Here is a 14,073-nt window from a genome sequence, read left to right on the forward strand (position 1 = left end):
TTTTTAACATACTTTTGTCAGGATTTAGTAACTAAAAGTATATTTAATACTTTATAAACCATTTTTTGGTGCAAAAGTCGATAAAAATCTCATTTTGCAATAGTTAACCTTGCAATTTTTTGAAAAAAGAGAACAAGAAAATTTTAGAGAGCTTAACAAATAGGAGGTTAGAAAATTCTTAATAAACAATTAATTACAAAAAACAGAATAAAAAAAATAACAATTGAGCCTTTAAATGTAAAAGTGTAATTTTTTGAAGAAAAAAAACTATTAACTAGCCTTATTTGTAGATTTTTTGACTACTTTTCTTTTGGCGTCCTAAAGCTTAACCAAGAATAAATTAGATTAAAAAAGACAACGGCTGCGGTGAAATAAAAAACAGCTCTAAATCCATAGCTTGCAGCAACAAAAGCACCCATTAACGGTCCTGTAACATTTCCGACATCTCTTAGTGCTTGGTTATAGCTGAAAATTCGACCTGCAATAGCAGGGGTAATGTTATAGAGAATAAGTGTTTGTACGGCAGGTAACATGGCAGCATTAACGGCACCAAGTAAAAAACGTAGTGCACCAAGTTCCCAATAATTACTAACCAACGCCATTGGAATTAACATAAAAATAGAGAGCCCAAGGGTAAAGATAAGGACTTTATCTGGGCCAATACGGTCGCCTAGTTTACCAAAACGAGGGGCGCTAATCAGTGCTGCGATACCAGGTACGGAGGCAACAACACCACTGATAAAGGCAAGATTACTGATTGATCCTGTTAATTCGCGAATATAAAGCGTCAGAATTGGCGTAACTGAGCCCGTTGCTACTTGAATGATCATTGTGGTGAAAAATAGGCATACCACGAGTCTTTTGTTCTTAAGCGATGAAAAGACCTGTTTTGTGGTTAGTGCGTCTTTTTTAGAAACAGGCGTGAAGTTTTCACTGACGAAAAAGAGGGTGACCAAAAAGCAAATAAATAAAACGGCTGAAGTAATAAAGAAGACAGGGCGTAAACCATAGAGATCGGCAAGCATACCGCCAATTAAAGGGCCTATTAAGGCACCACTCACAGCACCAGTTGAAAGTGTACCTAATGCCCAGCCACTTTTTTTAACGGGGACTTGAGTGGCAATTAACGCATTTGCATTCGGAACAAAGCCACCTAATATACCGAGTAAAGCTCGCAGTACTAATAATTGCCATATATTTTGAGCAAATCCAATTAATACCATCACAATCGCCATACCAAGGGCTGAACGCAACAGCATTAATTTTCGACCTTTTCTATCTGATAATTTTCCCCAAAAAGGCGCTGCGATAGCAGAAAAAAGGAAGGTAATACTAAATGCAACCCCCGTCCAAAGATTAAGCTCTTCGTGATCAGTTATACCCAGTTCTTCTACATAAAGAGGGAGAAAAGGCATGATCAGACTAAAACCAGCGCCAGTTAGAAAACAGCCAAACCAGACAATATAGAGATTACGTTTCCAAGAATTATTTCGGGGCTTGAGATCCATGTTACTCCTTTAGCCGAGAACGAGAGAGTAAACCAAGAAAATAGGCTGAAAATAACCGTAGCGATGTTGAGTGTGGCAACAACGAGTCGGTTTTCTTATTTTATGATGAATAAGAATATAGCCATGATACAGAATAAGTGCGATAGGTCTTGCTCTTATAATGTGTTTTGCAGGAGTTTACAGCTTGTACTGTTATTGATTTTATTATTGTTATTTCAGTATATCGTGATATTACGAAGTGGCTGCTTTGGAATAAAACAGCCACTTTGTGATTAGTGCACTTTCTTTATTTCGTTATATAAAGAAGCGTCACCTTCTGGGCGAGTTTTAAAGCGACGATGCAACCACATATATTGGTCTGGTGCGCGTAAAATCTCTTGTTCAACCACTTTATTCATCGCTCTAGCAGTATTTTCCTCATTATCAACAGGAAAATCAGCAACAGGTGGTGAGATAATCAACTCATAACCCTTACCTTCAGGTAAGCGTTTTGGGGTAAATGGAATGAGTGCAGGATGACTGGTTTTTGCCAGAATATAAGTTCCCGTTGTTGTCGCTGCTTTATCAACAGCAAACAAAGGCACAAAAACACTTTTACGCGGGCCATAATCATGGTCAGGTGCATACCAAATAATTTCACCTGCTTTTAAACCGCGGATCATGCCTTTGACATCTTTTCTGTCGATCATAAATTTATTAGAACGTAATCGACCCCATGTTTGTAGCCAGTCCATAACGGGATTATCGTTAGGGCGATAAACACCGACCCCTGGGTTATAGATACCAAAAATTCGAGCACCAAGTTCAAGTGTCAGAAAATGGATGCCAATAAGCAAAATGCCTTGCCCTTTTTCTTGAACCATTGAGATATTCTCAAGTCCACTGACTTTAAACCAACGTTTGACGCGCCATTCAGGCCAAAACCACGCCATGCCAGTTTCAAATAATCCCATACCAACAGATTCAAAATTTTTATTAACTAAGGCTTCTCGCTCACTTTTGGGCATCTGTGGAAAACAGAGCTCAAGATTACGTTCCGCTATTTGGACGCGTTTCTTTAAAAAAACTTTCGAAAAACGGCCTAGGCGTGTCCCTAGCCAATAAATAACAGGATAAGGAAGGAGAACCAGAATATAGAGTAATCCAATCCCGAACCAAGTCAGCCAATATTTAGGCTGCAAAAATGATTTTTTAAATGGAGGTGACTTTATCATAAGCCTATCTATTTACTATTTTTCCAATGAATATCTTATATTGTGACACTTTTTAGCGCAGATAAGAAATTTTGTCATAAATTAGGTGAAATTATTTCGATGCCTTGTAATGCAGTCACCAATTCAGCAATATTTTTAGCTGCCATTTTGTCCATCACTTTTGCTCGATGAACTTCGACAGTTCTTATTGACACACAAGCAACTTCTGCTATTTCTCGGTTCATTAATCCTTGAATAACATAATAAGCGATGTCTTTTTCTCTTGGGGTTAATGAAGCATAGCGGCGGCGAATATCGTGTGCGGTAAAACGCGTATTGGTTTCAAGAAATGCGGCATCTAATGCAGATAACAGCGCATTGCTATCAACGGGTTTTTGTAGAAAGTCGATAGCCCCTTTTTTGATCTCTTCAACTGCCATAGGAATATCGCCATGACCCGTTAAAAAAATCACAGAAAGTGTACTGTGTTTATCAATTAAATGTTGGTGGACTTGTCTGCCATCAGGTTTTGGCATTCTCATATCTAACAAGACAACACCTTGCTGATAGAGATTGACGTTGTTGATAAAGAACTCGCTATCATTCCAAACATGGGCTGAATAACCTAAGCTTTCTAATAAAAACTGACAAGCATCAGTGACAGCAAGATCATCATCAACAAGATGAATTGTTGGCATTTTTTCTCCGTTATTTATTTTTTGTTAGGGAAAATAAGTGTAATTTTTATTCCAACTTTATTTTGTTCATTCTTTTGGTTTTCAATATGAATATCAGCACCTTGAGAAAGTAATAAACGTTGGCAAATCACCAAACCTAATCCAAGACCTTCCGTTTTTGTTGTTTGGAATGGGGAAAAGGGATGCTCAAGTTGGCTATGGCTCATTCCACCTGCATCATCTTCAATGACAATAAGCAACCTATCAGGGGCTTTATGAGTACTAATTTTTAGTACCTTAGCGCCAGCTTGGAGACTATTGGTGATTAAATTCGATAAAATTTGCTCTAATAATGTTTCGGGTAAACACAGGGTATCATGTTCATTAATATGGGTGATCAATGAAACCTGTGGGTATTTATCTTCTACGCGTAAGAGCTTCCAGATATGTTGGATACACTCTGCAATATTTTGATGAGAAAGCAAAATCGTATCGGTGTTAGGTGTTTGTTTTCCAACCCATAAACGTAGATTTCTAATGATATCAGCACCACGCTGTGCTTGCTTATCTATTTGTTGCAATGCAGGTAGCAATGGGTGCGATTCATTCTCTTTTTTAAGACGAATAACACTCCCTTGTGCATAACTTTTAATAGCAGATAGTGGCTGATTAAGTTCATGAGCAAATCCGGATGCCATTTCTCCCAATATATTTAAGCGCTGGGCGTGTTCTAACTCTTCTTTTTGTTGTCTTAATCGATTGTGTGCGTGTTCCAGTTGGCGACTGCGACGTCTAACTAAATAGCTGACCCAGACTTGGTTTAGGATAAGAAAAAGAATAGCTGTTAATGAAAGACCAATAATAAATTGGTGCTGAATAGCCCAACTCTGTGCATCTTGCCAAAGCTGTCTTTGTCGAGGATGCTGGTTGACTTCCCTTAATAGATTTTCAACTTGAGTATGTGAAGCCGGAGCTCCCCACTTCATCGGTTTACTGTCGTCAGTGAGTAAAACGCGTGTGACTTTATCAACAAGTTCATCAGGAACGGTATCTAGCGCTGCAAATGACCAATTAGGGTAGAGCGGTGTACTGGTTAAACAAGGGGTATTGGTTTGATAGGAAATCACGGGGCGGTAATCACTTTTACGAATAAGCCCTTCATGATCCATATTTTCCAGTAAACAAACAGGAATAATTGCTGCGTTAATATCTTCATCACGTAAGAGATAAAGCAAAGCATCTGCTGGAAAACCCGTGAAACGCAATGTGAAATCTTTATCAGGATCAATGCCCTCTTCTCGTAGCGCTTTATAACCTAAAAGATAGCCACCAAAGGCATCTGGTGCGATGGCACCAACGCGTTTTCCGATTAATTCATGGGCAGAAGTAATCGGGCTATCATTACGAACAAGGATTAGGCTACCAATAACATTTCGTGTGGTGTTATCAGGCTCATAGCCAGAGCGTAAAGAGAGTAACCAACGTAATGGAAATGCATTATCTAATTGAACAAATTGCGCAGGATTTGTGAGTAAGAAATCAACATTTTTCTTTGCAACCGCTAATTTCATCTCTTCCAGATTTAACGGTACTAATACAAAGTTTTCTGACGGAAATTGTTTATTTAAGGTGTCAACAAGTGGATGCCAATGTCTTTGTGTTGATGCGTCACCACGTAATGCTAAAACACCGATTGTCCACTCTTTTGCAGTGGCTTGTAGAGGAAGTACAAAAAAGAGCAGTAATAACCCGATGCTTACTGCGTTTCTTATCCCAATTGTCTGTTTTATCGTCATAAATATCTAATGTTAAATATTGTCTTGGATCAAGTTCGCACTTGGTATGTGGTAAACCACAATAGGTGTCGTCTTCAGTAATTTTTACAATGCATTTATAACAAAACACATACATTTTAATTTCTATTTCCTTCACTCATAGTGAGATTGTGTTATTGAGTGATGCTGGAGACAAATATGGATCTTGGAAAACGAAAATTTCTACAACAATTAGGGGTCCTTACTGCTGGTGCTTCACTGGTTCCTTTAGCTGAAGCCGGCATTAAATTATCACCTGAGCGTCGTGAAGGCTCGGAAGATAAACGCTATGGAATGCTGATTGATTTACGCCGTTGTGTAGGATGCCAGTCCTGTACAGTAAGCTGTAATATTGAGAATCAGACTCCTCAAGGACAATTTAGGACGACAGTAAACCAATATCAGGTTGCTATCAAGGGGCAAGAGGGGATAACCAACGTCTTACTGCCTAGATTGTGTAACCACTGTGATGAACCACCTTGTGTGCCAGTTTGCCCTGTTCAAGCAACTTTCCAACGCAAAGACGGTATTGTCGTTGTTGATAATGAACGTTGTGTTGGCTGTGCTTATTGTGTTCAAGCATGTCCTTACGATGCTCGTTTTATTAATCACTCAACACAAACAGCAGATAAATGTACTTTCTGCGCACATCGCCTCGAAGTTGGATTACTGCCAGCGTGCGTTGAATCTTGTGTCGGCGGTGCTCGTATTATCGGCGATATGAAAGATCCTAATAGCACTATCAGCAAAATGCTACGTACACATGAAAAAGAGCTGAAAGTATTAAAACCAGAAAGCGGCACATTGCCACAAGTTTTCTATCTCGGCCTCGATGATGCATTTGTACAACCGTTAGCCGGTCAAGGACAACCCGCATTATGGCAGCAGGAGGTTCACTCATGATCCCGCAAGTTTCTCAAATTCAAGAAGTCATCGCGAGCCCTCAAGAATATTTTTGGTTACCTTGGGCTGTACAATATTTCTTTTTTATCGGTATTGCTTGTAGTGCAACGCTTTATGCATGTTGGCAGTGCTGGAAAGGTCGTGCAGGTAATCAACGTTTAGAAGCCGTTGCCGTGTTTATTGCAGTAACAGCGGGTATTACAGCACCTCTTGCTTTAACGGCTGATTTACACCAAACAGCACGAGTGTGGCACTTTTATGCTTATCCAACACCGTGGTCATGGATGGCATGGGGGTCACTGTTACTACCGTTATTTTCAGCGTTTAGTATGCTCTACTTTGCAGCGATGGTTGTTCGCTTAGTGTGGAAGCGTGAATACAAATTAACGCGTTGGGTTGCATTAGCTTGCTCATTAACTGCGATTGGTTTGCTGTTATATACAGGTCGTGAAGCTTCTATCTTAAAAGCAAGACCTGTGTTGTATACCTATTGGTTACCAATATTGCTGTTCTTTAGTGCAATGCAAGTGTTACCGACATTACTGGCATTAGGCACACGTCGTGAACCGGTACATCAGCGTGAATTAGCGATGTGGTTTGTAAGTTCGCTGATGTTATTAGCAGTATGTACTGGCTTTTGGATTGCAGGCGATACGATTTCAGGTCAGGCAATCAGAGAACAATTAGCAATGGGAAGTCTTGGCTGGTGGAGTGCTATGGGTGTTATCACACTATGGGTTATCTCTGTCGCGATGGGACTTTTGATGGCAAAACAAGCTCGTTCGGTTGCATTTATTACCATCATGGCATTTGTATCAATGGGACTTGCGTGGGTATTACGTTGGTTGATGTTGATGGGTGCTCAATACATTCCAAAATATAACATAATTACAAACCCTTATGAGTTTACGCTAGGTAATGATGGACTGATGGCAATTGTCGGTACATTTGGATTGTGGATAGCGTTAACCATTTTATTTAGAGAAAGTATTCGTTGGGTTGTCAGGAGAGTGCAGCATGGCTAAGTTTACAAGACGTCAATGGCTTAAAGGTGGGTTAGTTATCGGTGGTATTGCCGCATTCGCTGCTAGCTACCGTGATGTTGCTAAACGTGCCATAGATGGTTTAGTTGATGGCACATCAGGCAAAGTGACACTTGATAGGATCAACGGAAACTCGTTATTACCTGAAGGTAAAGTTGTAAAAGACGCAAAATGGCAGGCGAATACAGATCAATCTGTTTGTATGACACAATGTTTTGGTTGCTGGACACAATGTGGTGTCCGTGCCCGTGTTGATAGAGCAAACAATAAAGTTTTACGTATTGCAGGTAATCCTTATCACCCACTTTCTCATGATCACCACTTTGGCTATAACATGCCAATTAAAGAAGCATTTGAAAAAATGGGTGGTGAAAGTGGTTTAGAAAACCGTTCTACAGCTTGTGCTCGTGGTGCAACCATGATGGAAAGCTTAGATAGCCCAACTCGTATTCTTGAACCGATGAAACGTGTGGGTAAACGCGGTGAAGGTAAATGGAAACGTATCAGTTTTGAGCAGTTGATCCAAGAAATTGTAGAAGGTGGCGATCTCTTTGGTGAAGGTCATGTTGATGGTTTACGCGCCATTCGTGATTTAGATACTTTAATCGATCCAAAGCAACCTGCTTTAGGCCCTAAAGCTAACCAGTTATTAATGACAAATGCGGGGGATGATGGACGTGATACGTTTATTCGTCGCTTTGCTCAAAACTCATTTGGTAGTAAAAACTTTGGTGCCCATGGCTCTTATTGTGGATTAGCGTACCGAGCTGGCTCTGGTGCGTTAATGAATGATTTAGATAAAAATGCCCACGTTAAACCTGACTGGGATTACGTTGAATTTGCACTGTTTTTGGGAACATCACCAGCACAATCAGGTAACCCATTTAAGCGTCAAGGTCGTCAATTAGCTAATGCTCGTATTCGTGATTCGTTCAATTATGTGGTTGTTGCGCCTGCATTACCGTTAACAACGACATTGGCTAACGATCATGGTCATTGGGTTCCTGTTCAACCGGGAACAGATGCGGCTTTAGTAATGGGGATGATCCGCTGGATCATTGAAAACAATCGCTACAATGCAGAATACCTGTCGGTGCCAAGCGAAGTTTCAATGAAAAATGTAGGTGAGAAAAGCTGGACAAATGCTACTCATCTTGTGATCAGTGACGAAAAGCACCCTCTGTCAGGGCAAATGCTAACAACAGCACATTTTAATGATGTTGCAGAAGGGGAAGAGCAAACCTTAGTATTATCACTTGAAGGTGAATTAGTTCCATCAACCCAAGTCGATAAAGCTCAGCTGTTTGCTACGTACACAGTGACATTAAAAACGGGTGCTACCGTTACAGTTAAATCAAGTTTCCAATTACTTGATGAAGCTGCTAAGCGTATGACACTGGCAGAATATAGTGAGCGTTGTAAAGTACCAGAGACAACAATTGCTGCATTAGGGCGTGAATTTACGGCATATGGCCGAAAAGCCGCAGTTATCTCTCATGGTGGTATGATGGGAGGGAATGGTTTCTATACAGCGTGGGGCGTGATTATGCTTAATGCGCTAATAGGCAACTTAAACCTTAAAGGTGGGGTGTCTGTTGGTGGCGGTAAGTTTAATGGTGCAACTGATGGCCCATGTTACAAAATGGATAGCTTTAAAGGTAAAGTTAAACCCAAAGGTATGGTGTTATCACGCAGTAAAGCCGCCTATGAAAAATCTGATGAGTACCGTGAGCGTGTAGAGAAAGGGGAATCTCCATATCCTGCAAAAGCACCTTGGTATCCGTTTGCTGCTGGACAATTAACTGAACAACTAGGCTCTGCATTAGCAGGTTATCCTTATTCATTAAAAGCATGGATAACGAATATGACCAACCCTATTTATGGGATTGCAGGTATTCGCCAAGTAATGGAAGAGCGTCTAAAAGATCCGAAGCATCTACCTTTAATTATTGGTATTGATGCCTTTATGAATGAAACAACAGCGCTAGCTGATTATATTGTTCCTGATACGCATAACTTTGAAAGCTGGGGTTTCAGTGCTCCTTGGTCTGGTGTTCAAACTAAAGCAAGTACAGCGCGTTGGCCGATTATTGAACCTCGTGTTGCAAAAACAGCAGATGGTCAACCCATTTCAATGGAAACATTCTGTATTGCTGTGGCAAAAGCTTTAGATTTACCGGGCTTTGGTGATAAAGCAATTGAAGATATGGATGGTAACTTCTATCCAATCAATAGTGCTGAAGACTACTATTTACGTGTTGCAGCCAATATGGCATTTATGGGGGAGAAACCTGTCGCACCAGCAACCAATGAAGATATTCTATTGAGTGGTGTAGACCGTATTTTACCAGCGATAACGTCAACGCTAAAAAATGAAGAAGTTCTTCAAGTTGCGTATATTTATACACGTGGTGGTCGTTTTGCACCTTATGAAAAAGCATGGAATGGTGATGAAACTGGACCACAGTGGAAAAAACCATTGCAGATTTGGAATGAAGAAGTTGCGAAAAATCATCACGCAATAACAGGTGAACGTTATAGTGGCTGCCCGACGTATTATCCACCGCGTTTATCAGATGGTAGTGATATTCATCAACACTACCCTGAAGAGCAATGGCCATTAAAATTAATGTCCTTTAAATCTCATGTGGTAAGTAGTTCAACAGGCATGATCCAACGTTTAAGAATGGTGAAACCGAGTAACTTAGTCGCAATTAATCCTCAAGATGGTAAAAAATGGGGAGTTAATCATGGTGATAAAGTTCGCATTGTTACACCGGGTGGGCAAGTTGAAGCCGAAATCAGCTTACTAGACGGCGTAATGCCAGGTGTTTTAGCGATTGAACATGGATATGGGCATCAAGAGTTAGGCTCTCGTCAGCATTACTTAGATGAACAACCATTACCGATGGATAAAGGCATTGGCAATGGTATCAACCTTAATGATTTAGGGTTTGCCGATCCAACACGTCAAATCACTAATACTTGGTTAGATTGGGTCTCTGGCGCATCTGTTCGTCAAGGCTTACCTGCTAAGATTGAGCGTATAGCTTAATTATCAATTTGGTATTTTAAATAATCACTTCACTCTTTATTAAAACAAGAGTGAAGTGATCGCACAAAAAATCAGTTTTACTCTATCTTTTATAAGATAGAGCTATATCAGTTTAATTATTTTAATATCACATGTACCCTACATACATAATATTATAATAAATTTAAGGTGGTCAACACGCATATTAGCCACCTCAATTACAGTGAGTAATAATGGGAATTGGACTCCTTTTTTCTTCTGTTTGTTTTTTTATTTAAATGTAATAAGATTATTTCTCGTATATATATTTTAAAATATTATATATGAAAAATAATTCAATTCGATTTTTCACATTAATTTTTTCGGTAATATGTCTTTTGTGTGAATACACGGTGCTACTACTAATGGACAGTTTTTTAGCAATCTGGTGATTAGGTATTTCATTCATCCAATAATTAATTATCTTTTGTTCTTGTAAACTAAAAATAGAACATAATGAATGTTTATAGGTTGGAAAGAAAACTTGGCAACGAGAAGTGAATAAAGATGTCTTTTCAAGTACCCAAGGTAGGATCTTCTTTGGGAGAATAAAACAGTTATTTGTCAATGCGATAGGTCTTTCTTTGTCTGGGTAGTTTGCATCAATATAAAGATAAAGACGGCAACTTCTTGTTGAAATGAAAAAAAACTGCAAATGTGGGCAATGTGCTATTTCCCGACAATACTTTGTAAGATCAATGAATATAATATCTGGCATTGAATGATTAATATAATTATTTGCTTCTTGTATAGATGATATGTCAATTATTTCATGTCTTACATTTCTCTTCGAAAAATAATGTTTTATACCATTACGAGTAAAAAAACATTCATCAATAATTAATACTTTCACAAATAACTTCCTTGTTTGTAGCCGTTTTAATTTATTAAAATAAAGACAACCTCATTTTATGTCAATTCGGCTTATATGTTCTTTTTTTGAAGATATATCGAATAAAATAGTTATGATTATTTTTCCATTAAATGGAAATTGATATTATTAATATAACTAATTATTTTTATACCGTAAGAGTTGGTTTATATATGGATATAACCAATATGTGATGATGGGTTATAGTGAGGTAAAAATGAGAACAGGAGTACCAAGTACTCCTGCTTTGCGTTCGCTATCTTTTCTAGATCTTTTTATTAATGCTTGGTGTTGTCTGAAACAGAATCTTCAGATGATTCAATTTTATCAATACCTGCTTGAAGAATATGAATCAACTGTTTAGCTATGTCTGTTGTGAGCCAAAGTGTCTTATCTACAACTGCGTTTTCTGGATGATGCTCGTTTTCAGGAAGATAATGTAAACGCAACATCATGGCATCGTAGATGTCAACGGTACTGATGTCCCAGCCTACAACAGGATGTGTCTGAATAACTTCATTTTTTCTACTCATAATACCTCCTAATCATACAACCGGTTTTGACTAAGAGAGAAGCTCCCACACAAGGTGGTTACTTTTCAGTATACGAGATTTATCGCGATTAAAAAGATAAATTTTTGTTATAACAAAAAAATGTGTGCTGGCTCTGATAAAAGAGTAATGCACCATTAACAGTCGAACAAATGTTATATGGTGCATTTTAGATAAATATCAAGGGGAAGGATTAATCGACAGTGATATCCCAATGAATATTTTCATTTGCTAAGAAAGGAATAAGGGCTTCATTACCACAAAGGATTTGTGCTGGCGCTTCAATTGTTTTTTCAGTTAATGTGATTGTTCCTTCATTAACAGGTAAACCATAAAAACGAGGGCCATTTAAAGAACAGAAAGCTTCAAAGTGTTGTAATGCATTAAGTTCTTTAAATACGGTTGCGTAAGCTGCCAGTGCGGTTGGTGCGTTAAATACTCCCGCACAACCACAAGATGATTCTTTGCGGTGTTGTAAATGAGGTGCAGAATCTGTACCTAAGAAAAAGCGAGAATTTCCTGATGCAACAGCTTCTCTTAGTGCTTCTTGGTGAACGTTGCGTTTAAGAATAGGTAAGCAATATAGATGAGGTTTAACACCACCCACCAACATATGATTGCGGTTAAACATCAGATGTTGCGGAGTAATGGTAGCACCGAGAAATTCATTTCCTTCTAACACATACTGAGCTGCTTCTTTAGTTGTAATGTGTTCAAAAACAATTTTTAGCTCAGGAAATTGCTTGCGTACAGGAGACATAACGCTATCAATAAAACGCGCTTCTCTATCAAAAATATCAATATTTGAAGCGGTTACTTCGCCATGGATCAGCAATGGCATACCGATTTTTTCCATCACACTTAAGATAGGATAAATCTTTGTGATATCTGATACGCCATGACTTGAGTTAGTTGTTGCATTTGCAGGATAAAGTTTACAAGCAGTAAAAACACCTTGTAAGAAACCTTGTTCGACTTCTGAAGGCAATGTGCTATCTGTTAAATAGCAAGTCATTAACGGTTCGAAGTTATCTCCCGCAGGAATAGCCGCTTTGATACGATCACGATAAGTGCGAGCGGCTTCAATCGTTGTAACGGGTGGAACAAGGTTTGGCATGACAATAGCTCTGCCAAAATAGCGACTGGTATAAGGAACAACAGTTTTTAGCATGTCATCATCACGAAAGTGAACATGCCAATCATCAGGACGGCGAATAGTGAGGGTGATAGGTTGTGCAGTGGTCATATACCGGCTCCGTGTGTCTTAGGAAAATCGAAAGATCAAGGATTGGATTGGACTAAATAGTCAAGCCGGAAACGAATGCTAATACGAAAACGATTAAATAGCTACCATTTAATCGCATTTTTTTATTATGTTTTTGGATTTATGTAAGGTAAAACAGAGAATAAAATCAAAAGGTTATGAGGGTGACACAAAGAGAAATGGCTCCTCCAACTGGACTCGAACCAGTGACATACGGATTAACAGTCCGCCGTTCTACCGACTGAACTATGGAGGAACATCATTAAGTGGCGTGTATCATATAGTGAGTGATTTGATATGTCAAAGGACAATCGACGATACTTGTTTAAGTGCGTAGATAAACAACATATTGTGTATTTCTAAAACAGACAATCTAATAATGAGACGGTGAATATTTTTAAATGGTTATTTTTTCCACATTGAAGACTGAAAATAAAGATAAAAAATAAAGAGATAACTTATTTTAGGTGACACAAAGATTTGAAAAATAAAAGGGGGTGAAAAATAGAAATGGTATTGATAATAGAGAATGTAGAAAACAAAAAGCCCGCACTATAATAGCGCGGGCTTTTCTAAATTTGGCTCCTCCAACTGGACTCGAACCAGTGACATACGGATTAACAGTCCGCCGTTCTACCGACTGAACTATGGAGGAAGCGAGTTCTCGTGAGAACGAGAAGGATAATAGCGAGGGTGATGAAGTTTGTAAAGTAAAAAAAGTGAAACAATAGTTTAAGTGGTTAAAAAATAACTAATTTATAGTTTTTAAATCAAATAAGGTGGTTTTGAGTTTAAAAAATAGTCAGTAGCGCAGTATTGATTAAAATTATCCTATTAGAACGCATTCTTTTATTGATGATCTTGAGTGGGGATAAAATTTAAATCATGGATACATAAAATGGATATAAAAAAGCACAAAGGAAATAAATTAAGAAAATAGAGGAATAAAAATAGCTGATGAGTAAAAAGCAAAAAGCCCGCACTGTGATAGCGCGGGCTTTTCTAAATTTGGCTCCTCCAACTGGACTTGAACCAGTGACATACGGATTAACAGTCCGCCGTTCTACCGACTGAACTATGGAGGAAGCGAGTTCTCGTGAGAACGAGGCGAATAATAGCTATCCTCGGTCACCTTGTAAAGTAAAAAAATGAAAAAAAACACCGTTTGCTCAAGAG

The 14,073-nt window shown here is 38.7% G+C and carries 10 protein-coding genes and 3 tRNA genes; 3 read left to right on the plus strand and 10 right to left on the minus strand.

The window, feature by feature from the left end:
• Positions 1-299: 299 nt before the first annotated feature.
• The 4 genes from mdtG to ttrS all read right to left on the minus strand — a co-directional run bounded on the left by mdtG (position 300) and on the right by ttrS (position 5,174).
• The gene (mdtG, locus tag GTK47_RS10255; protein WP_165122979.1) at positions 300-1,508 is read right to left on the minus strand and encodes a multidrug efflux MFS transporter MdtG; all 1,209 of its coding nucleotides are present in this window, start codon (positions 1,506-1,508) and stop codon (positions 300-302) included.
• A gap of 272 nt (positions 1,509-1,780) precedes the next feature.
• Positions 1,781-2,722, minus strand: a complete 942-nt coding sequence (locus GTK47_RS10260) for a Kdo(2)-lipid IV(A) acyltransferase (protein WP_165122980.1) — start codon at positions 2,720-2,722, stop codon at positions 1,781-1,783.
• A 74-nt stretch (positions 2,723-2,796) separates the two neighbouring features.
• On the minus strand, positions 2,797-3,399 hold the full coding sequence (gene ttrR / locus GTK47_RS10265) for a tetrathionate respiration response regulator TtrR (RefSeq protein ID WP_075673842.1): 603 nt from the start codon (positions 3,397-3,399) through the stop codon (positions 2,797-2,799).
• A 14-nt stretch (positions 3,400-3,413) separates the two neighbouring features.
• Complete coding sequence (gene ttrS, locus GTK47_RS10270) at positions 3,414-5,174, minus strand: tetrathionate respiration histidine kinase TtrS (RefSeq protein WP_165122981.1); 1,761 nt, start codon at positions 5,172-5,174, stop codon at positions 3,414-3,416.
• A 177-nt stretch (positions 5,175-5,351) separates the two neighbouring features.
• On the opposite strand from ttrS, the gene ttrB reads away from it, so the two are divergent.
• Genes ttrB through ttrA form a run of 3 tightly spaced genes read left to right on the plus strand, consistent with a single transcriptional unit; the run spans position 5,352 to position 10,193 of the window.
• Positions 5,352-6,095, plus strand: a complete 744-nt coding sequence (gene ttrB / locus GTK47_RS10275) for a tetrathionate reductase subunit TtrB (protein WP_072068548.1) — start codon at positions 5,352-5,354, stop codon at positions 6,093-6,095.
• Positions 6,092-7,120: a tetrathionate reductase subunit TtrC gene (ttrC, locus tag GTK47_RS10280; RefSeq protein ID WP_165122982.1), complete on the plus strand. Its 1,029-nt coding sequence runs from the start codon at positions 6,092-6,094 to the stop codon at positions 7,118-7,120. The genes ttrB and ttrC overlap by 4 nt, the downstream gene beginning before the upstream one ends.
• Entirely contained in the window at positions 7,113-10,193 is a 3,081-nt protein-coding gene (gene ttrA, locus GTK47_RS10285; RefSeq protein ID WP_165122983.1) for a tetrathionate reductase subunit TtrA, read from the plus strand. The genes ttrC and ttrA overlap by 8 nt, the downstream gene beginning before the upstream one ends.
• 268 nt (positions 10,194-10,461) lie before the next feature.
• On the opposite strand, the gene GTK47_RS10290 is transcribed toward ttrA, so the two are convergent.
• The 6 genes from GTK47_RS10290 to GTK47_RS10315 all read right to left on the minus strand — a co-directional run bounded on the left by GTK47_RS10290 (position 10,462) and on the right by GTK47_RS10315 (position 13,982).
• Positions 10,462-11,064, minus strand: a complete 603-nt coding sequence (locus GTK47_RS10290) for a LuxR C-terminal-related transcriptional regulator (protein WP_165122984.1) — start codon at positions 11,062-11,064, stop codon at positions 10,462-10,464.
• A 296-nt stretch (positions 11,065-11,360) separates the two neighbouring features.
• The gene (gene bssS / locus GTK47_RS10295; RefSeq protein WP_064720401.1) at positions 11,361-11,615 is read right to left on the minus strand and encodes a biofilm formation regulator BssS; all 255 of its coding nucleotides are present in this window, start codon (positions 11,613-11,615) and stop codon (positions 11,361-11,363) included.
• 211 nt (positions 11,616-11,826) lie between these two features.
• Positions 11,827-12,879 (minus strand): dihydroorotase, encoded by a 1,053-nt coding sequence (gene pyrC, locus GTK47_RS10300; RefSeq protein ID WP_165122985.1) that lies wholly within the window; start codon positions 12,877-12,879, stop codon positions 11,827-11,829.
• Positions 12,880-13,077: 198 nt separating this feature from the next.
• Positions 13,078-13,153: transfer RNA gene (locus GTK47_RS10305), tRNA-Asn, on the minus strand.
• Between the two features lie 323 nt (positions 13,154-13,476).
• Positions 13,477-13,552, minus strand: a tRNA-Asn gene (locus GTK47_RS10310).
• Positions 13,553-13,906: 354 nt separating this feature from the next.
• A tRNA-Asn gene (locus tag GTK47_RS10315) sits at positions 13,907-13,982 on the minus strand.
• Between the last annotated feature and the right edge of the window lie 91 nt (positions 13,983-14,073).

The organism is Proteus sp. ZN5, from assembly GCF_011046025.1.
Classification (GTDB): Bacteria; Pseudomonadota; Gammaproteobacteria; order Enterobacterales; family Enterobacteriaceae; genus Proteus.